The following is a 22,392-nucleotide window of genomic DNA, read 5'->3' as shown; positions in this document are numbered from 1 at the left end:
CACCCGATGTTGCAACATGCGCTGCGCCCTATCGCTCCCTTCGTTCTGTCCGGCTGCTGCTTGCTGGCCAGCTCCGTGCATGCCGCTGCCGCGCTGGAGCTGGAAAACACCAACGTGGTTGCCACCGCCCTGGAAGAAACCAAACAGGCACCCGGGGTCTCGGTGATCACCGCAGAGGACATCAAGAAACGCCCACCGTCCAACGATCTGTCGCAGATCATCCGCACCATGCCCGGGGTCAATCTCACGGGCAACTCCACCAGCGGCCAGCGCGGCAACAACCGTCAGATCGACATCCGCGGCATGGGCCCGGAAAACACCCTGATCCTGGTCGACGGCAAACCGGTCAACAGCCGCAATTCGGTGCGCTACGGCTGGCGCGGCGAGCGTGACAGCCGTGGCGATACCAACTGGGTACCTGCCGATCAGGTAGAGAGCATCGAAGTACTGCGCGGTCCGGCCGCCGCCCTCTACGGCAACGGCGCGGCTGGCGGCGTGGTGAATATCATCACCAAGCAGGCCGGGGCCGAAACCCACGGCGACGTCACGGTCTATTCCAACTTCCCGACCCACAAGGACGAAGGCGCCAGCAAGCGCGTGAGTTTCGGCCTCAACGGCCCGCTCACCGACAACCTGAGCTATCGCGTATACGGCAATATCGCCAAGACCGACCCGGATGACTGGGACATCAACTCAGGCCATGAATCAGAGCGCGCCGGCAACCAGGCCGGCACCCTGCCCGCTGGCCGCGAAGGCGTGCGCAACAAGGATGTCAACGGCCTGCTCAGCTGGCGCATGACCCCGCAGCAGACCCTCGACTTCGAGGCTGGTTACAGCCGTCAGGGCAACCTCTATACCGGCGATACGCAAAACACCAACAGCAACGCCTACGTCAAAAGCCTGCTGGGCCACGAGACCAACCGTACCTACCGCGAAACCTATGCCCTGACCCACCGTGGTGAATGGGACTTTGGTAACAGCATGGCCTACCTGCAATACGAAAAAACCCGCAATACGCGGATCAACGAAGGCCTGGCAGGCGGCACCGAAGGCATTTTCAGCAGTGGTGATTTCTATACTGCGGTATTGCGCGACCTGACCGCCCACGGCGAGGTCAATCTGCCGCTGCACGCAGGTTTCGACCAGACCCTGACCCTGGGCAGCGAATGGACCCAGCAAAAGCTCGACGACCCCAGCGCCAACACCCAGTCCACCAGCGAAGGCGGTTCGGTCAGCGGCCTGAGCAGCAGCAATCGCAGCACCACCTCCTCGGCGCAGATTTTCTCGTTGTTTGCCGCCGACAATATCGAGCTGCTACCCGGCACCATGCTCACCCCCGGCCTGCGCCTGGACCACCACAGCGTGGTCGGCAACAACTGGAGCCCGTCGCTTAACCTGTCCCATGCCCTGACCGAAACAGTCACCCTCAAGGCCGGCATCGCCCGCGCCTATAAAGCGCCTAACCTGTACCAGCTCAACCCCGATTACCTGCTCTACAGCCGCGGCCAGGGTTGCTATGGCCAGAGCACCAGTTGCTACCTGCAAGGCAACGCCGACCTGAAAGCCGAAACCAGCGTCAACAAGGAACTGGGCATCGAGTACAAGGAAAACGGCGTCGTCGCGGGCCTGACTTACTTTCGCAACGATTACAAAAACAAGATCGAATCCGGCATGAGCCCCATCGGCAATGCCGTGGGCGGAACAGGCACCTATGCCAATGCCGCGATCTACCAGTGGGAAAACGTACCCAAGGCACTGGTCGAAGGCCTTGAAGGCACCCTTACCCTGCCCCTGGCGCCGCAACTGACCTGGACCAACAACTTCACCTATATGCTGCAATCGAAAAACAAGCAGACCGGTGACGCCCTGTCCGTCACCCCGCGCTACACCCTTAACTCCATGCTGGACTGGCAGGCAACCGATGACCTGTCGCTGCAAGCGAGCGTGGCCTGGTACGGCAAACAGACACCGAAAAAATTCGACTACCACGGCGACCGCGTCACCGGCACCGCCAACAACCAGCTTTCGCCTTATGCCATTGCCGGCATCAGCGGTACCTACGCCATTACCGCCAACCTGAGCCTGACCACGGGTATCGATAACCTGTTCGACAAGCGCCTGTTCCGTGAGGGCAACGCCCAGGGTGTGACCAATATCGCCGGGGCCGGGGCGGCGACTTACAACGAGCCGGGGCGTACGCTCTACACCAGCCTGACCGCGTCGTTTTAAAGCATAACGAGATCGCCTGATGAGAAACCTGACCCTGCCATTGACGCTGCTGCTTGCCCTGGCCCTCCCCGGGCAAGCCGCCCAGGCCCGGCCCGCGCCTGACCAGCTGATGGACACCCGCCTGCTGCAGCGTACAGATATGGACTACCGCTTCAGCCGCTTGCTGATCGACTCCGCCGATGGCCAGCGCCATTATCAGCTATGGATCGGTCGACCCAATGCCGCGCCGCCGAAAAACGGTTTCCCGGTGCTGTGGATGCTCGACGGCAATGCCGCCATCGGCGCACTGGATGCCGACCTGCTGCGGGATCTTGCCCGTGGCAAGGCACCATTACTGGTCGCCATCGGTTACCAGACACCACTGCGCATCGAGCGCACTGCCCGCATTTACGACTACACCCCGAACAGGCCTGGCCTGACCGTGCAAACCGACCCGCTGAGCGGGTTGCCCAGTGGCGGTGCGGATGTCTTCCTGGACCTGTTGCGCGAGCGCATGCGCCCGGCGGTGGCGGCCAAGGCACCGATCAACCTGCAGGAGCAAATCTTATGGGGCCATTCCTATGGCGGCCTGCTGGTGCTGCACGCCCTGCTCACCCGCCCCGGAGAATTTGCCCGTTACGCAGCGGCCAGCCCGTCGCTGTGGTGGGCCGACATCCACCCCGGCGCGGACTTCAAGCAACGCATGAACGGGCACAAGGCCGATTTGCTGTTGATGCGCGGCACGGCCGAACCCGCTAACCCGCGCGGCCCGAGCGACGGCGAGCCAGACAGACTGATCCGCCAACTGGCGGGTGAACTGAGTGATATCCCGGGACTGGCGGTTGACTATCAGACATTCGACGGCATGAGCCACGGCGAAACCCTGCCGGCTTCGCTGCGGCGGGTATTGCAAAACTTTTAGCCGCTGCCAGCCCAGCCAACTTTTGCGGGAGCGGGCTTGCTCGCGATGGCAGCGCCTCGGTTGGTCTGGCAGACTGCAGCGCCTGTATCGCGAGCAAGCTCGCTCCCACAAGGTATGCGGCGGTGTCCATCTACCCTGGAAGTTTACGTGTTTGAATTAACCAGCTATCTGGGTCTGTTCCTCGCCGCCTTTGGCGCAGCATCGCTGCTGCCCATGCAGTCGGAAGCCGTGTTGGTCGGCATGCTGCTGTCAGGCAAATATGCAGCCCTGACCCTGCTGGCTATCGCCACCCTGGGCAATGTGCTGGGCTCGGTACTGAATTGGCTGTTGGGCCGCTCGGTGGAACGCTTTCGGCACAAGCGCTGGTTTCCGGTCAGCGAGCAAAAGCTCGACAGGGCCCAGCAGTTCTATCTGCGTTACGGGCGCTGGTCACTGCTGCTGAGTTGGATGCCGATTATCGGCGATCCGCTGACCATGATCGCCGGGGTCATGCGCGAACCGCTGTGGAGTTTCGTGCTGATCGTCACCCTGGCCAAAGGTACCCGGTACCTGCTACTGACCGCGGCAACCCTGGGCTGGTCCTAGACAACCAGCCAGCGGGGTGTCAAACCGGCTCTGCGGCGATGCGGTTTTCCATGGCCGGGGGGTATTCAGGCAGCCAGGACAGGGGCATCAGCTGATTGTACTTTTGAAAGAACGAGGACTGGATCCGCCCGCGAATCGGCTCAAGCTGCTCAATCAGCTGCGTCAGTGCCTGCTGTTGCAAAGCCAGGTTGACTTCATCCTCGGCCGTATTGCTGTCGGGCAGTGCCAGCGACTGCAACACAATACTGTCACTGAAGTAAGCCGGCACCCGCCGACCATTACGGTGCAGCTGGTTTTCGGCGCGATAGCATTGCACAAGCCCCGCCATGACCATTTCGGCCTTGTTCAGGCCACTGGCCAGGCGCGGTTTCAGATTGCGTTTTTCGTCCAGAACTGACTGATACCTCACCAGTTGCTCATTGCAGGCCAGCACATCGGACTCCAGCTGTTCAAGGAACTCATGCTTGAGTGCCATCAGTTCGTTGCGTACATCTGCAATTTCGTCCTGGTACACACCCAGTGCTTCGTTGCGACGTTTCTGCTGTTTGCCATACCCGGCGTGATTTTGCGCACGCAAGGCGCACAATTCAGCCTCGCGCTCCCGTGCGCGGTATTCCAGACGTTGCAGGCGTACGGCGTAATTGTTCAGCAGGTCCTGTGCCGCTCGCTCGAACGCCTGATCAAATTCGCCGCAACGTTTTACCGTGCCAACAATATCCAGCGCTGTCAGGCGGGTTTGCACCAGGGCGATGCGCGCCTCGGCCCAGGCCAGCACCTTGTGCCGTTCTGACTCAAGGGTCGTGCGGATCTGTTCTTCAATGGCCGTCAGCCGGGTGGCTTCCACGGGGGGATAGCCCTGCTCGCCATGGCGCCGGGCTTGCTCGACGATATTCAGCTCACGCTTGAGGCTTTCAAATTCAAGCGGTACCAGAAAAGGGTTATCCACGTGAGCACGGCTGCGCTCAGCCTGCCCCAAAATATTCAACAGCTTTTTGAATAACTGCATGGCGTTCGCTCCGCTAAACCCTTGATCTCAACAGCCGGCACTTCAGATTAATATCATCATGCCAATGCCTTTGCATAACAACAATAGATTAGTAGCACTTTGACATCTTCACAGCCAAAACCGTGGAAAAACAGCGTTATGGCGAATGATTCCTGATGCCAAATCTATAAGCTGACAGGCCTGTCAAGTTTATAAAAATTTATCCTGGCCACCTTGCAACGAAATACTATTTCAAGCAAATGCCTGCAAAATCCTGAAAAGACGGCGCTTTTAACCACAAAAATCAGTTTAGTTTCGATATTAAAAAAAACAAAAAAATACACAAAATCTGAAATCAAAATGAAACAGCACCCCTCTACCTTTGCAACCTGTCACTTGAGACAGGTTCTGGGCATTTCTTCTGCGTCCTGGCAAACCGCAAGTGAAAACCTGAACGGATGTTCAGCTTTTTGATCCCCTCTGTGGATTGGAGTACACGCAATGCGAAGCTGGGAAGAACCCAAGAAAAAGCGTCTGCATATCGAAATCATCCCGATGATCGACGTGATGATGTTCCTGCTGGTGTTTTTTGTATTGATCAGTCTCAACGTGATACCCGCACTCGGCATCAAGACCCAGTTGCCAGGTGCCGCTCATGCGCAGCAGCTCAAGCCGCAAAACAAGGCGGTCATCACCCTGGGCCTGGACGAGCGCCTGCAACTGGATGGCAAGGATCTGAACCAGAGCGATCTGGTGGCTCAACTCAAGGCCATGGAAAACCCTGACGAAAAAATGGTGATCATCCTCAACAGCGATGCAGGTGTTGAGGTGGCGCGTCTGGTCAGCGTGATGGATGTGCTCAAGGGCAGCGGCTTCTCGTCTGTCTCCATTGCGACGCGGAAGCTGTAGGCCATGTCGGTTTTTTTCAAATCACGCAAAGCCATCGCCTGTTTGCCAGCTATCTGCCTGCTAGCGGTGGCCGTCCATAGCAGCATGGACACGGACCTGAAAATCACGCCCAAATACGACGACAGCAGCGTCGAAGTGGCCCTGATAGATCTGGATGAACTGCTGCCTCCCCCTCCCGAGCCTGAACCGGAGCCCGAGCAGGTCGCCGAGTTGCCACCACCGGAGGAGGAAGTGGTCGAAGCCGTGGAAATCGCGCCTCCCCCACCACCCAAACCCAAACCGCCAGCTCCCAGGCCGCCGCCACCCAAGCCCAAGCCGCAGGTGGTCAAGGCCGTACCGACACCACCCAGGTCTCAGCCTCTGCCTGTGCTGCAAGCGCCCACGCCTGCACCCGCTACGGCCCCCCCTGTAGCGCCAGCCAGACCGATTGCCCAGGCCCCGCGCGCCAACCCGGCAGACCTGGAGAGCCGCTATATCGCCCGGCTGCTGGCGGAGCTGGAGAAATACAAGCAATACCCGCGAGGCCGCGAGGCTTCACTGCAACGCCCGCAAGGCAATGTGGTGGTGTGGTTGCTGGTTGACCGTAGCGGCAAGGTGCTCGACTCGGGCATTGAAAAGAAGGCGACCAATATGCTGCTCAATCGCGCCGCACAAACCAGCTTGCAACGCCTCGATAAAGTTGTGCCCTTCCCCGAGGAAAGTTTCTCGGGCAAGGATAAATACCGTTTCAGCGCCACGCTTGTATACAACACAGAGCCATAACTAAAGCACGTCAGCTCTGACACTTACGCTTAGGGGAAACTGTTTTGAAACTCAATACTTTATTCGCAACGCTACTGGCCGTTGGGGTTGGCGGCTGGACGTTATCAACGCTCGCAGAAGACACCGTTGATATAGGCAAGGTTAATGTCACCGGACAGAGTCTGGGTAATGGGCTTATGGTCGAAGAAGACAGCGCCAAAGGCCGTTCGACCGTAACCAAGGAAGCGATGGACGAAATGGCACCGACTGCCAACGCCATCGACAAGCTCAAGTACACCCCCGGCATCAACGTTTCCAGCACCGACGCATCAGGGGTAAGCGGCACCAGCTTCACCATGCGCGGGATGAACTCCGACCAGGTCGGCGTCTCCTCGGACGGTATCCCGATCAACGATTCCGGGGACTATGCGGTGTATGCCAACCTGCTCGGCGACCCGGAAAACCTCGGCGAAGTCTTTGTCACCCAGGGTTCTTCGGAAATCGACGGCCCGCATATCGGCTCCAGTGGCGGCAACATTGGCCTGGTGACCCTGCGCCCGACCAAGGACTTCGGCGTCTTTGTCAAACAGTCGGTCGGTTCCAACAGTTTGAACAAATCATTCGCGCGGATTAACACCGGCGATTTGAATGGTTTTAAAACCTTTGTCTCGGCGTCCCATACAGAAGGCGAAAAGTGGCGCGGCAAAGGCACCGTACGCGCCGACAGAGTTGAGTGGAACACCTTGTTCGAAGATGGCAACGGCAACTCGACCAATGCCATCTTCAAATACAGCACCCAGGAAAACTACAACTACAACACCCTGAGCAAGGCACAGTTTCAGAAGTCGGGCCGTGGCCTGGACTATGCCGAAATCCCGATCTACAACAGCAGCGGCAAGTTGACCCAGTACTACAAGATCAACCGCAACCCGTTTGAAAACGCATCAGCCACCCTGACCCAGCGCTTTCAGTTGCGTGACGACCTGGCGCTGACCATCGCGCCCTACTACTTCTGGTCCAATGGCGGCAGCTTCAGCGGCCAATCGGCGACCGGGCTGTCTTCGACCAGCGACAAGGCCGGCAACTTTGACCTCAGCGGACTGGCCTACGACACCTACTACCGCCCATCATGGACCGAGAGCTGGCGCCCTGGCGTGACCACCAAACTGAAATGGGACTTCAACGAAGCCCACAGCATCGATGTCGGTTACTGGTATGAACGTGCCCGCCAGCGCCAGACCCAGCCTTTTATCAGCATCACCGAAAACGGTACGCCGGATGATATCTGGGGCGACTACAACAGTGGCAACCAGCTCACCGACAAAAATGGCGCCACGGTACAGGGCCGTCACCAGTACACCGTCACCCCGGCACAGAAAATCTGGGCCCAGGACGTGTGGACGGTCACCCCTGACCTGACCCTCACCGGCGGCATTGCCTACCAGTACGTCGAACGCGACGGCAACAACCTCGGCAGCCTGTACAGCGCTCCCGAAAAGCGTGACGCCAGGTACCACGAGTTTTTGCCCAACTTCAGTGCGCGCTACCAGATCAACGAGCAGAACCAGGCGTTCTACAACGTCACCCGCAATATGCGTACGCCGCCCAACTACGTGCTCTACAACGCCGGCGACTCCATCAGCCTGGCCCCGGAACTGAGCTGGAACCAGGAACTGGGTTGGCGTTTCACCCAGGACGACATGCTGCTGAGCGCCACCCTGTTCCATATCTCGTACAAGGATCGTCAGCTGTCGACCACCAATGCGGACGGTGACTACGAAATGCTCAACGTCGGCAGCGTTGTCAACAAGGGTCTGGAACTGGAGTGGAGCGGCCTGCTGCCCTACAACTTCAACTACTACACCTCTTACACCTATACCAGCGCCGAGCAGCAGGATGACGTGACCACACGCAACAAGGAACTGCCCACCTCCGGCAAGCAACTGGCCAACGTGCCGAAAAACATGCTCAACGCCAGCCTGGGTTACGACAACAAGCGCTACTACGGCAACGTGGCCGCCAAGTATGTGGGCAGCTACTACGGCGACCTGACCAACGACCAGGAAATCTCCGGGCGTACCACCTTCGATATCAACGCCGGGGTGCGCCTGCCGGTGGACAAGAAGATCCTCAAGTCGGCGGCCATTCGCGTTTCGATGCTCAACGTGTTTGACAAGGAGTACCTGTCATCGGCGCGCACCGTGGTGCTCAACGCTGCACCGGTCAACGGCGTCAGCGCCGCCACGCCTTACTACAACGTCGGTGAAGAACGCACTGCCATGGTCTCTTTCGAAGCCAGCTTCTGACCCCCGCACCCGGGCCTGCCAGCACGACAGGCCCGGGTCATGAACGTATTTAGAGGACACCCCGAATGAACATGAATCTGCTCCACGACATCACCTTCTACGTCATGTACGGCGCCGCAGCCCTGGCCGCTTTTGTGGTCGTCGAACGCTGCATCTTCTTCAGCTACTCGCTGCGCAAGGCGCGTCAGCTGGTGCCTGCGGTCAATGGCAAAGTCCGCAGCATCGCCGACCTGCCTGCCGGGCTGACCGCACGCGACAGCCTGCCCCTGCAACTGCTCTCGCAGATCTACGACGGCCGTCGCCAACTGCATTCGCACCAGGAGCTTGAAGACCTCGGCCAGGCCATTTACATCTCCATGCGCGGCAAGCTGTCCCACAGCCTGTGGATCCTCGAAGCCGTGGTCGCCGGTGCGCCGCTGCTGGGCCTGCTCGGCACCATCATGGGCATCATCGACACCTTCAAGGCACTGGCCGAGGCCGGTGTTTCCGACCCGGGCGAAGTGTCCCGTGGCATCGGTACGGCGCTGTACGCCACCGCACTGGGGATCTCCATCGCGCTAGTGGGCATGGTCTTCAATAGCCATCTGCAAGATCGCCTTGAACTGATCAACGACCACCTCAAGATGCTTTTGCTGCGCGCAGGCCTGGGCACGCAATACGTCACCTCGTCAGCACCTGCCGCCGCCACTGCTGGCCAGCCACGTACCGCCTGACCGGCACCAAGGAGCTTGCATGTCGAATCTTCTCTCGCGTCTGCGCAGTGCCAGTATGGTCATCCCGGCAGCATTGGTGCTGGCCGCCTGCCAGCAACCGGTCAAGCCGGTCGCTATCAATATTGCCGCGATCAACGATTTTCACGGCAATCTGGCCGCCACCCCGTTCACCTACACCGATGCCACGGCACCGGCTGGCAAAGTGTCGCTCAAGGCGGGGGGTATCAACGCCCTGAGCGGCGTGGTTGGCGAACTGCGCAAACAGGACCCGCAACTGCTGTTGATTGGTGCGGGCGACATGATCGGCGGCAGCCCGCCGATGTCTTCGATGTGGGCCGATGAGCCGACGCTCGAAGCCCTCGGCGAACTGGGGCTCAAGTTCAGTGTGGTTGGCAACCATGAACTGGATCTGGGCAAACTGGAGTTGCAACGCCAGATCAATGGCGGCTGCGTGTCGCCGCGCCCGGACAAGGCCTGCCAGTTTGACAACAACTACAGCGGCACGCGCTTCCCCTATATGGCAGCCAACCTGATCGACGCGCAAACCGGCAAACCACTGCTGCCTGCTTACCGTATCGAACAGGCCAACGGCGCCAAAATCGCCTTTGTCGGCGCGGTGTTGCGCGACCTCCCGGCCTATGTAAGCCAGCAGAGCATGGACGGTCTGTACACCATTGACGAGGCCGAGGCGATCAACGCGCAACTGCCCGAACTGCGCAAACAAGGGGTGGATGCCGTGGTCGCGGTGATCCACCAGGGCGGTGAAACCACCGAACGCTTCGACCAGCAGGATTGCAGCCAGCTCAAGGGCGATATCGTCGATGTGGCCAGGCGTCTGGACCCGCAAATCAAAGTGGTGGTCACCGCTCACACCCACCAGGGCTACCTGTGCCGCCTGGGCGACAAGCTGATCACCCAGGGCAGCTCGTTCGGCCGCCTGCTGACCCATATCACCCTCACCGTGGACCCGGTCAACCACCAACTGCTCGATGCAAAGGCACAAAACATCGTGGTCGACCCCGCGCGCTACACGCCGCTGCCAGAAATTGCCGCGCTGCAGGCCGATATTGAAGCGCGCAGCAACGAACACCTGAACAAACCCGTGGCCCGTATCGCCACCCGCGAAATCAACCGCACCCTCAACGACGCCGGCGAGTCGGCCATGGGCGACCTGATTGCCGATGCGCAACTGCACGCCACCCGCGCCCTGGGCGCCGAGGTGGCACTGACCAACCTGGGCGGCATCCGCACCGACCTGATGCTCGAACCCGGCCAGCAGCACCTGACCTATGGCCAGGTAGCCTCCGTGCAACCGTTCAACAACACCCTGAACATCCTTACCCTCAGCGGTGCCCAGCTCAAGCAATTGCTGGAGCAGCAATGGCAGAACAACGGCTTCGGTTTTTATCCCCTGCAGCCATCGGCCACCCTCAGCTATCGCTGGGATGCCAGCAGGCCCCAGGGCCAGCGGATCATCGCCGACAGCCTGAAAATCGATGGCAAACCGGTGCTACCCGAGCAGACCTACCGGATCACGGTCAACTCGTTTATGGCCGGGGGCGGTGACAACTTCAGCGTACTCAACCAAGCCAGTCAACGGGTGGATACCGGCCTCAACGATCTCCAGGCACTGGTCGATTATCTGCAAGCCCAGGACCGCGCCGGGCAGCCAGCGGGAGCAAGCACGCCACAACAACGGATTGAAAAAGTTGCCCAGACCCTGGCTGACGTCACCGCGAGCAACGCCCCATGAACCGCAGCCCCGAAGCTCAGGCGCAGTACGAGCGCCTGTTACCTGAAGCGATCGCCGCAGCCCGGGCAGCCTGGTGCCCGCACTCGAACTTCCCGGTGGGTGCGGCGCTGCTCACCGCCGATGACCGGATCATTCGCGGCTGCAACGTCGAGAACGCCTCATACGGCCTGACCAACTGTGCCGAACGCGGCGCCCTGTTCAGCGCCATTGCCCAGGGCCATGCACCTGCCAGCTTCAAGGCGATGCTGGTGTATGCCCCGAACGTGGCGCTGATCTCCCCGTGCGGCGCCTGCCGTCAGGTCATGCACGATCTGATGAGCCCTCACTGCGTGGTGTATTGCGTCGGCCACGAAACGGCGGCCGCCCGCGACTGGACGGTCGAGCAATTGCTGCCCGGTGCCTTCGGTTTCTGAACCGGTGCGATCTTGATGCGTGACATACGGGAATCTGGTCAATGAGTTTCGTTGGAGTGGTGGTATTGATTCTCCTGGCGGTGCTGCTGTCCAGCAACCGCCGGGCAATCAAGTTGCAGACCGTAGTCGGGGCATTTGTATTGCAGGCAGGCCTGGGTGCCTTCGCCCTCTATGTGCCATGGGGCCAGGCAACGCTGGCTGCGATCAGCGATTCGGTTGCCCTGCTGCAAGACTATGGCAATGAAGGCATCAGCTTTGTCTTCGGCCCTCTGGCAGGTAGCAAAATGAGCGAAGTGTTTGGCAGCCAGGGCTTTGTTTTTGCGATCAAGGTGCTGCCGCTGATTGTGTTTTTCAGCAGTTTTATCGCCATCCTTTACTACCTGGGCATCATGAGTGTGGTGATCCGCGTGATTGGCGGCGGCTTGCAGCGGGTGCTGGGCACCAGCCGTACCGAGTCGATGTCGGCCACGGCGAATATATTTGTCAGCCAGTCCGAAGCGCCCATTGTGGTGCGCCCGTTTCTGGACGGTATGACCCGCTCTGAACTGTTCGCGGTGATGGTCGGCGGCATGGCTTCGGTCGCAGGTTCGGTGCTGATCGGCTATGCCAGCCTGGGCGTGGAGCTTAAATACCTGATTGCTGCCAGTTTTATGGCTGCCCCCGGCGGTTTGCTGATGGCCAAGCTGATGGAGCCGCAAACCGCTGAACCGCGCGACAACTTCAGTGACATCGAGGTATACCCCGACGATAAACCGGCGAATGTCATCGACGCCGCCGCACTGGGAGTCAGTAACGGCCTGCAACTGGCCCTTAATGTGGGCGCGATGCTGCTGGCCTTTATTGCCCTGATAGCCATGCTCAACGGCATCCTGGGCTGGGTGGGCAACTGGTTCGGTTTTGCCCACCTGAGCCTGCAACTGATTCTTGGCCATGTGTTTGCGCCACTGGCTTTTGTCCTCGGCGTACCGTGGAGCGAGGCCATGACGGCAGGCAGTTTTATCGGCGAAAAACTGGTGCTCAACGAGTTCGTCGCCTATGTCGATTTCGCGGCCTATCTTGACCCGGTCCAAGCCGCTGCCAAAGGCATCCAGATACTGTCGGGGCCCACCCAGGTGATCGTCACCTTTGCCTTGTGCGGTTTTGCCAACCTGTCGTCGATTGGCATCCTGCTCGGCAGCCTGGGCGTCATGGCGCCCTCGCGACGTCAGGATATTGCCCGCCTGGGCCTGCGCGCAGTAATTGCCGGCACCCTGTCCAATCTGATGAGTGCTGCGTTGGCGGGGGTGTTTATTTCCCTGTGAAGCCCGCCCCCATAAACAAGCCTGCATCCCCCCTCTCAGACCTTTATGCCTGGATAGACTGCCAATGAAATTTCTGCGTACCCATTTACTGATCGTCGTCTGCACCCTGCTGCTGACCGCCTGCGCCAATCATGTCGAGCCTGAAGCTGGCCGGGTCTCGCTAATGACCTGGAACGTCGAAAACCTGTTCGACACCGAGCACGACAACGGCAAGGACGACTTCGCCTACCTGCCCCTGAGCGTCAAGCGCGCGCACCCGGAGTACCTGGCCAGCTGCACAAAAATCGAAGTCCCGGCGTGGCGCAAGGAGTGTGAAGAAAACGACTGGACCCCGACTTTGCTCGATGAAAAACTCAAGCGCCTCAGCGCCGTGATCAAACAGATCAATCAAGGCCGCGGGCCGGATATCCTGATGCTCAACGAAGTTGAGAACATCAAGGTTGTCGAGCAACTCAATGCCCGCCTGAACACGTCCGGCTACCAGACCCGCGTACTGATCGAGGGCTGGGACGAGCGCGGTATCGACACCGCAGTACTCAGCCGTTTGCCTCAATGGGACACCGCCCGCCTGCATCCAGTGCCCTACCAGGCGCTGGGGAATGATGACCCGGCACGGGTGAGCAAAACCCGGGGCATTCTCGAAGTTCGCCTGTTGTTGCCTGATGGCCAGAAAGCGGCGATTTTCTCCCTGCACCTGCCCTCAGGCGGTGCGCCGGGCTACCTGCGCCAGCAGGCCGTCGCCTACCTGGCCCGGCTCAAGCGCGAACTACCGGACGATGTACTGCCCATTGTCGGCGGCGACTTCAATATCAATGCCGGCGAAGAACAGCAGCACGGCTATATCGCCAAAGACCTGGCCAGCACCTGGGCGGTGTCCCAGTTCATCGGCTGCGCGGGCTGCAAAGGCAGTTACTACTACCACAGCAAACGCGAGTGGTCGTTCTTCGACATGCTTCTGTTCCCGCCACAGATGACCGGCGCCAGCGGTTTCAATGGCTGGCAGGTTGATCCGCAGAGCATTCGCCTTGTGCACAGCAGCCCTTATCAGGTCAACCGCTGGGGCACCCCGGCACGCTTCGATGGCGCCCGTCATGCCCAGGGCGTATCGGATCACTGGCCGTTGTACGCCGAGATTTTCCGCACAGCGCCCCCTGGCAATTGACCTATGCTGTGTCGTCAGCCGCAGCCCTCTCCTGTCGTGATAAATCAGGTACTCGATGAGCAACCCGAAAGTAAAGATCCGCCGCAAAAACGTCGAAAAAATCCTTTTGGCCGCAGAGAAAGTCTTCGCCGAACAAGGCTATGCCGGGACCAAGATGGCCGATATCGCCCTGCAAGCCGCACTGCCGCGCTCCAACCTGCACTACTACTTTTCCACCAAGGACGAGCTGTACCGCGAAGTTCTGGTCAACCTGCTGGACACCTGGGGGCTGGAAGGTGCCTGTTTCGAAAAGTTCGACGACCCGCGGGTGGTGCTCACCAGCTACATCATGGAAAAGATGAACCATTCACGCACCCGTCCCCACGGCTCCAAACTGTGGGCCAACGAAATCATGCGTGGTGCACCGATGTTCCAGGACATGCTCGATGAGCATATGGCCAAGGGTGCCAAACTCATGGAGCAGAAAATACGCCAGTGGGTGGACGAAAAACGCATCAACCCGGTGGAGCCTTCAGCGTTGTTGTACATGATCTGGGCCTCGACCCAGCACTATGCCGACTTCGACTATCAGGTCTGCGCACTCAACGGCCATCAGCCGCTGTCCGACCAGCAATACCATCAGGCGGTACAGACCATCACCTCGGTAATATTGCGCGGGGTGGGGCTGAGCCTGTAGAAACTCGGTTGACGATCAGGCCCTCCTGTAGGAGCGAGCCTGCTCGCGAAGGTCGTTCGCGAGCAGGCTCGCTCCCACTCGGTTTTGCTGGTCAGCGTTGCATGCCCCAGCGCTTGACCGTGACGCGCTCCAGGGTATCGAACACCAGGTTCTCCACCAGCAGGCCGATCAGAATCACCACCGCCAGCCCGGCGAACACCTTGTCGGTGTACAGCTCGTTGCGGTTCTGGAAGATATACCAGCCCAGGCCGCCCTTGCCGCTGGTGGCACCAAACACCAGCTCGGCGGCGATCAGCGTGCGCCAGGCAAAGGCCCAGCCGATTTTCAGACCGGCAAGGATCGAAGGCAGCGCCGCCGGAATAAGAATAAACAGCACAAAGCGAATTCCCTTCAGCCCGTAATTGCGCCCGGCCATGCGCAGGGTCTCCGACACCCCGAGAAACCCGGCATAGGTGTTCAGGGCCAGGGCCCAGAGCACCGAATGCACCAGCACGAAAATCAGGCTGTTCTGCCCCAGGCCGAACCACAGCAGCGCCAGCGGCAACAGGGCAATCGCCGGCAGCGGGTTGAACATCGAAGTCAGGGTACTCAGCAGATCACGGCCCAACTGAGTCGAAACCGCCAGCGTGGTCAGGGCAAACGCCAGCACGATGCCGATCAGATAGCCCTTGAGCAGTACCACCAGGGAAATACCCACCTTGCTCAGCAACTCGCCGCTGATCAGGCCGTCATACAGCGCACTGGCTGTTTGCAAAAACGTCGGCAGCAGCAGGTCGTTGTCCTGATAGCGTGCCACCAGCTCCCAAAGCACAGCCAGCACGATCAGGATCAGGCTTTTACGTAACCAGCCCTGCTGCCACAGACGCTGGCTCAACGGCAATTGGCGCTCCAGCGGCACACTTAGCAGCGGTTCCAGGACCACTTCATATTCCTGGCGTACAGATGATGATTGATTCATCGGACAATCCTCCACAGCTTAATATGCGATACGGATATCGGCGAAATTCAGCGGTTGTTCGTCGGTACCGGCGTGCGCTTCATCAAACAGCAGCCGATGGATGCGCTGCGCCGTGTGCTGAAATTGCGCACCGCCAAGGCTGTGCAGGTTGTACTGATGGCTGTTGATCTCGGCCCGCACCCGCCCCGGATGCGGCGACAGCAGCAGGATACGGTTGCCGACCACCAGCGCCTCTTCGATCGAGTGGGTGACAAACAGCAAGGTAAAGCGCACCTCCTCCCAGAGCAGCAGCAATTCTTCCTGCATCTTGCGTCGGGTCAGGGCGTCGAGAGCTGCAAAGGTTTCGTCCATCAACAGGATTTTCGGCTGCATGGCCAGGGCACGGGCAATCGCCACCCGGGCCTTCATGCCACCGGACAAGGTGTGCGGGTAAGCATCGGCAAATGCCGCCAGACCGACCTTGTCCAGATAATGCAGGGCCCGCTCCTCGGCCTCGCGCCGAGGCAAGGTTTTCGACGCCAGCAACGGGAACATCACGTTTTGCTTGAGCGTTTTCCAGGGTGGCAGCTGGTCGAACTCCTGGAACACCACCATGCGGTCTGGCCCCGGGGCGGTGACGGGTTGGCCCTGCAGGCGGATCTGCCCTTCACAGGGGGCATGAAAACCGGCCACAGCCTTGAGCAAGGTCGACTTGCCGCATCCCGAAGGTCCAAGCAGGATGAAACGGTCGGCCGGATCAATTTCAAAGCTGACCTGATGAGTCGCCCGCACCACACGCTGCGGCGTGCGGTATTCAAGGCTGACCTGGTCGACCGACAACAGGGCTGGCCCTGTTGCATTCAAGTGGCTGGCCGTGTGGCCTTGCACCGAGGCATTCATTATTGTCAGCTCCCCTGCAACGGTTTTGCGTCCTGGAAGAAGTAATCCTTCCAGGAGTCAGGTTTGTTTTTGATCGCACCCACGCGGTACAAGAACTCGGCCAGCGGATAGGTATTTTTCGGCGTTACGCTGAACTCGTACTGCGGGTTGTCGATGATTTTAAGCAACTCGGCGCGGTCGATATTGGCCTTGGTCACGCGGATATAAGTGTCAGCGGCCGCGCCCTTGTCGTTCTGGGCAAACTCGGCGGCTTCAGCCAGGGCCTCGATAAAGGCCTTGTAGGTTTTCGGGTTGTCGCTACGGAACTTCTCGGTGGCAAACAGCACCGTTGGGGAATTGGGGCCGAGCAAGTCGTAGGTGTTGAGCACCACATGCACATTTGGATTTTTCAGCGCCTGATCCTGGAACGGCGGGTTGGAAAAATGCCCGCTCAGCTCCGTACCACCTGCGATCAGCGCAGCGGTGGCATCCGGATGCGGGACGGCGATGGTGTACTTGTCCAGCCGGTTGAAGTCCTTGTCGCCCCACTGTTTGGCAGCGGCGTATTGCAGGAAGCGCGACTGCACTGAAACGCCCACGGCCGGTACCGCGATACGGTCTTTTTCGGTGAAGTCGGCGATGGTTTTGACCTGCGGGTTATTGCTCAGCAGGTAGTACGGGAAGTTGCCCAGCGAGGCCACGGCCTTGACGTTCTGCCTGCCATGGGTGCGGTCCCAGATGGTCAACAGCGGGCCGACGCCGGCCCCGGCAATATCGATGGAGCCGGACAACAAGGCATCATTGACTGCCGCGCCACCTGACAACTGAGTCCAATCGACCTTGATATCGATGCCCTCCTCCTTACCGTGCTTCTCGATCAGGTTTTGATCGCGCACCACGTTGAGCAACAGGTAAACAATGCCGAACTGCTCGGCGATACGGATTTCGCCTTCGGCATGGGCGACGTTCGGTGCCACGAGGCTGCCGGCAAGCAGACTAAGGCTCAGGCCCAGACTTGCGGCCACGGTTTTGATGGATGCGGGCATGGCAATGCTCCTTGAAATGAGTCAATCAGAAAGGCGCGTTGCCCTGGATGGTGGTGCGATACAGCTTGCGGCGCAGATGGCTTGGGCATCCGGCGGCGAGATGGATCAGCGAACGGTTGTCCCAGAACACCAGGTCATGGGGCTGCCACTGATGGCGATAGATGTTCTGCTCCTGCACGCTATGGGCGTAAAGCTCGGCCAGTAACTGCCGGCTCTCGTCCTCGGGCAGGCCGACAATGCGAGTGGTAAAGCCCTCACTGACAAACAGCGCCTTGCGGCCGTTTTCCGGATGGGTACGCACCACCGGATGCACCACCTCGTTCACCTGTGCCAGTTGCTCCGGGGTCAGGGTCGGACGCCAGTTACCCTCGAATTTGCTTTCGCTGTAGCGCGCCGTATAGGAATGTGCAGCCGAACGCCCTTCAACCGCCGTGCGCAAAGCCTGAGGCAGGCCATCCCAGGCCTTGTGCATATCGGCGAACAGAGTGTCGCCGCCCTCGGCGGGCAGCTCCTGGGCATGCAGCATCGAGCCCAGGCTTGGCAGCTCTTTATAGGACAGGTCCGAATGCCAGAACTTGCCTGCATCGCCCAGACCAATGGACTGGCCGTTTTCGATGATGTTGGAGACGATAAGGATTTCCGGGTGACCGGTCAGCAGAAATTGCTTGAGCACATGGATCTGCAAGATGCCGAAGCGACGGCTGAAGTCGATCTGTTGCTGCGGGGTAATGCGCTGATCACGAAACACCACCACGTGATGCTGCAGATGAGCACGATGGATACGCGCAAAGTCCTGGTCATTGACCGGCAAAGCCAGATCCAGGCCCATGATTTCGGCACCCACGGCGCCGCTGAAAGGACGGATTTCAAAGGCTTGAGGCGCGATGCTCGCGGCAATCCCAGAGGCAGACGGTGCAGACATAAATCACTCCCACGCAGGGCACGCCCAATGGCGCGCAGATCGATCAGAAACTCACGGTGGCCCCGTGCTGGTTCATTTCGTGCGGCGCGTCGATTGGTCGACCTGTACGCAGGGGTATGACTTTATAGATATAAGAAATTAAATTTAAATACTTTTATTGCATAAGCATATGAGCGCTTGCCCGGCTTTTTTCCGCCGCGCTATTAAAGAGCCAGCGCAACCTGCCGATGTCCTGTAGGACAACGAGTCTAAAGGACGCATCGACATGGTTGGCAGCATCAATCCCCTGGCATCGAGCCTGAATATTCAGAGCACCCCCGCCGCCACGGCCAGCAAGGCCACGGACAGCACAGCCGTGAGTGATGCCGGCGCGACGGCCACCGAGCAGGTCAAGCCACGGGCGGCCCGAGACGCTAATGCGGCGCCTGCGGCTGACAGTGATGACGACAGTTCGGACACGGTCAAGCAGCTGAAAAAACAGATCGCGCAGCTGCAAAAGCAGCTTCAGCAGCAGATGCAGGCCCTGCAAAGCATCCAGGCCAGCGACCAGAACGAAGCCAGTAAAGCCGCCGCCGTGGCCGGAGCCCAGGCCCAGGTGACTGCGACAGCAGCAGCGCTGCAGGCGGCGACGGCAGCCTTGCTGCAAGCATTGACGGCCCAGGGCAGTGGCAGTTCGGGGTCGATGGTCAGCACATCGGCCTGACAATCCCCCGTAGGTGCTGCCGAAGGGGTACGAACCAGCAGTGAAAAATATACCCTTTTACCTTTCCTGCACCTGTTGGACCTGGGCCTGTCCATGATCTACAACGGGGTGAAGCCCGATGAAGACAAACTTGAAGACAAGCCCTCACAACACTCCTTCTGAATTCTGGCGGTCACCCATATAGCGCCGCAGGCATCATGCACGCCATCAAAAACCTCTAATGGATCCACTATCAGCGACCACCTTTACATTTTGTGTTCGGTAATCGCCACAAACCCTATTAAAACCCGATATTACTCCAGAGCAAAATTGACTTGAAAGATCCCTATACCGCCTAATGGATCCATAAGAGCAATAACACCTGATCTGGAGATTGGTCATGTACCCAAAAAACACCTGGTACGTCGCATGCACCCCCGATGAAATCACCGACAAGCCTTTAGGCCGGCAGATTTGCGGCGAGAAAATGGTTTTTTATCGCGGCCATGAAAACAAGGTCGCCGCTGTCGAGAACTTTTGTCCGCACCGCGGCGCCCCTCTGTCATTGGGCTATGTCGAAAACGGCAACCTGGTGTGCGGCTATCACGGCCTGGTCATGGGCTGCGACGGCAAAACCGTCGAGATGCCCGGGCAACGGGTACGCGGTTTCCCGTGCAACAAAACCTATGCCGCGGTCGAACGCTACGGCTTTATCTGGGTATGGCCCGGTGATCAGGATCAAGCCGATCCTGCATTGATCCACCACCTGGAGTGGGCGGTGAGCGATGAATGGGCCTATGGCGGCGGCTTGTTTCATATCGGCTGCGACTATCGCCTGATGATCGACAACCTGATGGACCTGACCCACGAAACCTACGTACACGCCTCCAGCATTGGCCAGAAGGAAATCGACGAAGTCGCACCGAACACCACGGTTGAAGGCAACGAAGTCGTCACGGCGCGGCACATGGAAAACATCATGGCTCCGCCGTTCTGGCGCATGGCATTGCGCGGCAATAATCTAGCCGACGATGTGCCGGTAGACCGCTGGCAGATATGCCGCTTCTCGCCACCCAGCCACGTCCTGATCGAAGTCGGAGTCGCTCACGCGGGCAAAGGCGGCTATCACGCAGCTCCCGAGTTCAAGGCATCGAGCATCGTGGTCGACTTCATCACCCCGGAAACAGACACCTCGATCTGGTACTTCTGGGGGATGGCACGCAACTTCAACCCGCAGGATCATGCGCTTACCGCGACCATCCGCGAGGGCCAGGGCAAAATCTTCAGCGAAGACCTGGAGATGCTCGAACAACAGCAACAAAACCTGCTGGACCACCCGCAACGCGCACTGCTCAAGCTCAATATCGACTCGGGTGGCGTGCAGTCACGCCGCGTCCTGGACCGCATCATCGCCAGCGAACGCACGTCCGAATCACAACTGATCGCCACTGCGCAGTAATTTCCGCACGGGGGCGAGCACACTTGGGCCAGCCCCCTCAATGGCAACGCTTTGAGGAAGCAGCATGATTGATGTGGTGGTGGTATCTCGCAACAACGAAGCGCAGGGCATTTGCACCTATGAATTGGCCAGCACCGATGGCAGCGCCCTGCCCGCTTTCAGTGCAGGCTCGCACATTGATGTGCACCTGCCCGGCGGACTGATTCGCCAATACTCCCTGTGTAACCATCCTGACGAACAGCATCGCTACCTGATCGGCGTGCTCAAGGATCCAGCCTCACGGGGCGGCTCGCAAAGCCTGCATGAACAGATCAATAGTGGCGATTGCCTGCGCATCAGTGAACCGCGCAACCTGTTTCCGCTGGCCCACGAAGCCCGGCGCAGCTTGCTGTTTGCAGGGGGCATAGGGATCACCCCGATTTTGTGCATGGCGGAGCGTCTGGCCCACAACGGCGCAGATTTCGAACTGCATTACTGCGCACGGTCCGGCGAGCGAGCGGCCTTTGTCGAACGTCTGCGCAACTCGTCTTTTGCTGACCGGGTGTTTATGCACTTCGACGAGCAGCCAGAGACCGCCATGAATGCAGCCCAGGTACTGGCCAACCCGCAGCCCGGCACCCATTTGTACGTGTGCGGCCCCGGTGGTTTCATGCAACATGTTCTCGACAGTGCGCGCGCCCAGGATTGGCAGGAGCACGCCCTGCACCGGGAGTACTTCGCCGCCGCCCCGATTGACAGCAGCAACGATGGCAGCTTTTCGGTCAAGGTGGGCAGCACCGGTCAGGTCTTCGATATACCGGCGGACAAAACCGTGGTCCAGGTCCTGGAAAGTCATGGCATTGATATACCCATGTCGTGCGAGCAAGGGGTGTGCGGCACGTGCCTGACCCGCGTGCTGGAAGGCGTTCCGGATCATCGCGACATGTTCCTTACCGAAGATGAGCAAGCCTGCAACGATCAGTTCACTCCGTGCTGTTCGCGCTCGAAATCGCCCCTGCTGGTGCTGGATATCTAAGCTTCAATCGGAGCGGTGGATCACTTTCATCCGCTCATTGGCGGTGGCCGAACCGAAGATTTCGGCATAACGCAACGTCGCGTTGGCGTGCTCGCGCATGATGGCTTCGGCGCGAGCGCCCTGACGACTGACCAGCGCATCGAACACCGAATGATGCTGCATATGGGCATAGTTGAAGCGACGGTATTCACGGACCATGTCTTTGCGATCAACCGCCAGCGCCGTCACTGATGCAAACGGCAAATGATCATTGCGTGCCAGGGCATCGGCTATGGCCGGGTTGTGACTGCCCTCAACGATAACCTGATGAAAACGCATATTGAGGTCGTGATAGATCTCAAGATCGTCCTCGGTGACGAAGCCTTTATCGAACAGCTCATCCCCCTGCAGCAGGCACAACTCCAGGGCGGCCCGCGCATCTCCCGACAGCCCGCGCTCAGCCGTCAAACGTGCCGCCAGGCCTTCAAGCACCCCGCGTACCTCCACCGCACCGGCGATATCATTGGCACTGACCGAACGCACCTGAAAACCGCGCCCGCCGAAACGCACCAGCAAGCCTTCCTGCTCAAGCGTGCGAAAGGCCATGCGTACCGGCATGCGGGAGACGCCGAACAACTCGGCAGTGGGAATTTCCATGAGGCGTTCGCCAGCGGCAAGCTCGCCTGAGGCAATCATCTTGCGCAGTGCAATCAGCACCAATTGACCGGGTTTGCTCATCCAGGCAGCATCCAGAAAACATGAGCGGCCATAGTAACGCATGAGCAGCTATAGAGATTGA

General features: G+C 59.4%; 21 protein-coding genes. 15 read left to right on the top strand and 6 right to left on the bottom strand.

What is annotated here, in order from left to right; all coding sequences use genetic code 11:
• Positions 1–6: 6 nt before the first annotated feature.
• From V6L81_RS14265 to V6L81_RS14255, 3 genes are all read left to right on the top strand, one after another.
• Positions 7–2,229 (top strand): TonB-dependent siderophore receptor, encoded by a 2,223-nt coding sequence (locus V6L81_RS14265; RefSeq protein WP_338660064.1) that lies wholly within the window; start codon positions 7–9, stop codon positions 2,227–2,229.
• A 19-nt stretch (positions 2,230–2,248) separates the two neighbouring features.
• Positions 2,249–3,130, top strand: coding sequence for an alpha/beta hydrolase (locus V6L81_RS14260; RefSeq protein WP_095026468.1), 882 nt, complete (start codon positions 2,249–2,251; stop codon positions 3,128–3,130).
• A 147-nt stretch (positions 3,131–3,277) separates the two neighbouring features.
• Positions 3,278–3,715: a YqaA family protein gene (locus V6L81_RS14255; protein ID WP_095023842.1), complete on the top strand. Its 438-nt coding sequence runs from the start codon at positions 3,278–3,280 to the stop codon at positions 3,713–3,715.
• 19 nt (positions 3,716–3,734) lie between these two features.
• Here V6L81_RS14255 and V6L81_RS14250 read toward each other — a convergent pair whose 3' ends face one another.
• Positions 3,735–4,721, bottom strand: coding sequence for a hypothetical protein (locus V6L81_RS14250; RefSeq protein ID WP_095018007.1), 987 nt, complete (start codon positions 4,719–4,721; stop codon positions 3,735–3,737).
• 480 nt (positions 4,722–5,201) lie between these two features.
• Between V6L81_RS14250 and V6L81_RS14245 the strand changes: the two genes are divergently transcribed.
• The 9 genes from V6L81_RS14245 to V6L81_RS14205 all read left to right on the top strand — a co-directional run bounded on the left by V6L81_RS14245 (position 5,202) and on the right by V6L81_RS14205 (position 14,674).
• A complete protein-coding gene (locus V6L81_RS14245; RefSeq protein WP_095000354.1) occupies positions 5,202–5,609 on the top strand; it encodes a biopolymer transporter ExbD in 408 nt (135 codons plus the stop codon).
• A gap of 3 nt (positions 5,610–5,612) precedes the next feature.
• The gene (locus tag V6L81_RS14240; RefSeq protein WP_095023841.1) at positions 5,613–6,371 is read left to right on the top strand and encodes an energy transducer TonB; all 759 of its coding nucleotides are present in this window, start codon (positions 5,613–5,615) and stop codon (positions 6,369–6,371) included.
• 44 nt (positions 6,372–6,415) lie between these two features.
• The gene (locus V6L81_RS14235) at positions 6,416–8,656 is read left to right on the top strand and encodes a TonB-dependent receptor (protein ID WP_248097818.1); all 2,241 of its coding nucleotides are present in this window, start codon (positions 6,416–6,418) and stop codon (positions 8,654–8,656) included.
• 65 nt (positions 8,657–8,721) lie between these two features.
• A complete protein-coding gene (locus tag V6L81_RS14230) occupies positions 8,722–9,369 on the top strand; it encodes a MotA/TolQ/ExbB proton channel family protein (protein ID WP_095000357.1) in 648 nt (215 codons plus the stop codon).
• A gap of 19 nt (positions 9,370–9,388) precedes the next feature.
• Positions 9,389–11,122, top strand: coding sequence for a bifunctional UDP-sugar hydrolase/5'-nucleotidase (locus V6L81_RS14225; protein WP_240881187.1), 1,734 nt, complete (start codon positions 9,389–9,391; stop codon positions 11,120–11,122).
• Positions 11,119–11,535 carry a cytidine deaminase gene (locus V6L81_RS14220; protein WP_338660063.1) on the top strand — a complete coding sequence of 139 codons (417 nt, stop codon included), beginning with the start codon at positions 11,119–11,121 and terminating at the stop codon, positions 11,533–11,535. Before V6L81_RS14225 ends, V6L81_RS14220 begins: the two co-directional genes overlap by 4 nt.
• Positions 11,536–11,576: 41 nt before the next feature.
• Positions 11,577–12,836 carry a NupC/NupG family nucleoside CNT transporter gene (locus V6L81_RS14215; protein ID WP_095023838.1) on the top strand — a complete coding sequence of 420 codons (1,260 nt, stop codon included), beginning with the start codon at positions 11,577–11,579 and terminating at the stop codon, positions 12,834–12,836.
• 64 nt (positions 12,837–12,900) lie between these two features.
• Positions 12,901–13,998: an endonuclease/exonuclease/phosphatase family protein gene (locus tag V6L81_RS14210; protein WP_338660062.1), complete on the top strand. Its 1,098-nt coding sequence runs from the start codon at positions 12,901–12,903 to the stop codon at positions 13,996–13,998.
• Positions 13,999–14,053: 55 nt separating this feature from the next.
• A complete protein-coding gene (locus V6L81_RS14205) occupies positions 14,054–14,674 on the top strand; it encodes a TetR/AcrR family transcriptional regulator (RefSeq protein ID WP_095020006.1) in 621 nt (206 codons plus the stop codon).
• A 91-nt stretch (positions 14,675–14,765) separates the two neighbouring features.
• On the opposite strand, the gene V6L81_RS14200 is transcribed toward V6L81_RS14205, so the two are convergent.
• From V6L81_RS14200 to V6L81_RS14185, 4 genes are read right to left on the bottom strand one after another with little or no spacing between them, the layout of a single operon-like run.
• On the bottom strand, positions 14,766–15,632 hold the full coding sequence (locus tag V6L81_RS14200) for an ABC transporter permease (protein WP_095023836.1): 867 nt from the start codon (positions 15,630–15,632) through the stop codon (positions 14,766–14,768).
• A gap of 18 nt (positions 15,633–15,650) precedes the next feature.
• Complete coding sequence (locus tag V6L81_RS14195; protein ID WP_338660061.1) at positions 15,651–16,511, bottom strand: ABC transporter ATP-binding protein; 861 nt, start codon at positions 16,509–16,511, stop codon at positions 15,651–15,653.
• Between the two features lie 5 nt (positions 16,512–16,516).
• A complete protein-coding gene (locus tag V6L81_RS14190; protein ID WP_095024728.1) occupies positions 16,517–17,536 on the bottom strand; it encodes an ABC transporter substrate-binding protein in 1,020 nt (339 codons plus the stop codon).
• 25 nt (positions 17,537–17,561) lie between these two features.
• Positions 17,562–18,458 carry a TauD/TfdA family dioxygenase gene (locus V6L81_RS14185; RefSeq protein WP_338660060.1) on the bottom strand — a complete coding sequence of 299 codons (897 nt, stop codon included), beginning with the start codon at positions 18,456–18,458 and terminating at the stop codon, positions 17,562–17,564.
• Positions 18,459–18,723: 265 nt separating this feature from the next.
• On the opposite strand from V6L81_RS14185, the gene V6L81_RS14180 reads away from it, so the two are divergent.
• The 3 genes from V6L81_RS14180 to V6L81_RS14170 all read left to right on the top strand — a co-directional run bounded on the left by V6L81_RS14180 (position 18,724) and on the right by V6L81_RS14170 (position 21,614).
• Positions 18,724–19,161, top strand: a complete 438-nt coding sequence (locus V6L81_RS14180) for a hypothetical protein (protein ID WP_095000367.1) — start codon at positions 18,724–18,726, stop codon at positions 19,159–19,161.
• Between the two features lie 379 nt (positions 19,162–19,540).
• Positions 19,541–20,599, top strand: a complete 1,059-nt coding sequence (locus tag V6L81_RS14175) for an aromatic ring-hydroxylating dioxygenase subunit alpha (protein WP_095000368.1) — start codon at positions 19,541–19,543, stop codon at positions 20,597–20,599.
• A gap of 64 nt (positions 20,600–20,663) precedes the next feature.
• A complete protein-coding gene (locus V6L81_RS14170) occupies positions 20,664–21,614 on the top strand; it encodes a PDR/VanB family oxidoreductase (RefSeq protein ID WP_338660059.1) in 951 nt (316 codons plus the stop codon).
• Positions 21,615–21,617: 3 nt separating this feature from the next.
• Here V6L81_RS14170 and V6L81_RS14165 read toward each other — a convergent pair whose 3' ends face one another.
• Complete coding sequence (locus V6L81_RS14165; protein ID WP_095000370.1) at positions 21,618–22,331, bottom strand: GntR family transcriptional regulator; 714 nt, start codon at positions 22,329–22,331, stop codon at positions 21,618–21,620.
• Positions 22,332–22,392 lie beyond the last annotated feature (61 nt).

Source organism: Pseudomonas bubulae (genome assembly GCF_037023725.1).
Lineage (GTDB): Bacteria > Pseudomonadota > Gammaproteobacteria > Pseudomonadales > Pseudomonadaceae > Aquipseudomonas > Aquipseudomonas bubulae.
Note: the sequence above shows the minus strand (reverse complement) of the source record. Positions and strands in the feature narration are given on the sequence as shown.

Coding starts and splice junctions, on each gene's coding strand:
- V6L81_RS14265 (WP_338660064.1), top strand. CDS start 7: ATGTTGCAACATGCGCTGCGCCCTATCGCTCCCTTCGTTCTGTCCGGC.
- V6L81_RS14260 (WP_095026468.1), top strand. CDS start 2,249: ATGAGAAACCTGACCCTGCCATTGACGCTGCTGCTTGCCCTGGCCCTC.
- V6L81_RS14250 (WP_095018007.1), bottom strand. CDS start 4,721: ATGCAGTTATTCAAAAAGCTGTTGAATATTTTGGGGCAGGCTGAGCGC.
- V6L81_RS14245 (WP_095000354.1), top strand. CDS start 5,202: ATGCGAAGCTGGGAAGAACCCAAGAAAAAGCGTCTGCATATCGAAATC.
- V6L81_RS14240 (WP_095023841.1), top strand. CDS start 5,613: ATGTCGGTTTTTTTCAAATCACGCAAAGCCATCGCCTGTTTGCCAGCT.
- V6L81_RS14230 (WP_095000357.1), top strand. CDS start 8,722: ATGAACATGAATCTGCTCCACGACATCACCTTCTACGTCATGTACGGC.
- V6L81_RS14225 (WP_240881187.1), top strand. CDS start 9,389: ATGTCGAATCTTCTCTCGCGTCTGCGCAGTGCCAGTATGGTCATCCCG.
- V6L81_RS14220 (WP_338660063.1), top strand. CDS start 11,119: ATGAACCGCAGCCCCGAAGCTCAGGCGCAGTACGAGCGCCTGTTACCT.
- V6L81_RS14215 (WP_095023838.1), top strand. CDS start 11,577: ATGAGTTTCGTTGGAGTGGTGGTATTGATTCTCCTGGCGGTGCTGCTG.
- V6L81_RS14210 (WP_338660062.1), top strand. CDS start 12,901: ATGAAATTTCTGCGTACCCATTTACTGATCGTCGTCTGCACCCTGCTG.
- V6L81_RS14205 (WP_095020006.1), top strand. CDS start 14,054: ATGAGCAACCCGAAAGTAAAGATCCGCCGCAAAAACGTCGAAAAAATC.
- V6L81_RS14200 (WP_095023836.1), bottom strand. CDS start 15,632: ATGAATCAATCATCATCTGTACGCCAGGAATATGAAGTGGTCCTGGAA.
- V6L81_RS14195 (WP_338660061.1), bottom strand. CDS start 16,511: ATGAATGCCTCGGTGCAAGGCCACACGGCCAGCCACTTGAATGCAACA.
- V6L81_RS14190 (WP_095024728.1), bottom strand. CDS start 17,536: ATGCCCGCATCCATCAAAACCGTGGCCGCAAGTCTGGGCCTGAGCCTT.
- V6L81_RS14185 (WP_338660060.1), bottom strand. CDS start 18,458: ATGTCTGCACCGTCTGCCTCTGGGATTGCCGCGAGCATCGCGCCTCAA.
- V6L81_RS14180 (WP_095000367.1), top strand. CDS start 18,724: ATGGTTGGCAGCATCAATCCCCTGGCATCGAGCCTGAATATTCAGAGC.
- V6L81_RS14175 (WP_095000368.1), top strand. CDS start 19,541: ATGTACCCAAAAAACACCTGGTACGTCGCATGCACCCCCGATGAAATC.
- V6L81_RS14170 (WP_338660059.1), top strand. CDS start 20,664: ATGATTGATGTGGTGGTGGTATCTCGCAACAACGAAGCGCAGGGCATT.
- V6L81_RS14165 (WP_095000370.1), bottom strand. CDS start 22,331: ATGAGCAAACCCGGTCAATTGGTGCTGATTGCACTGCGCAAGATGATT.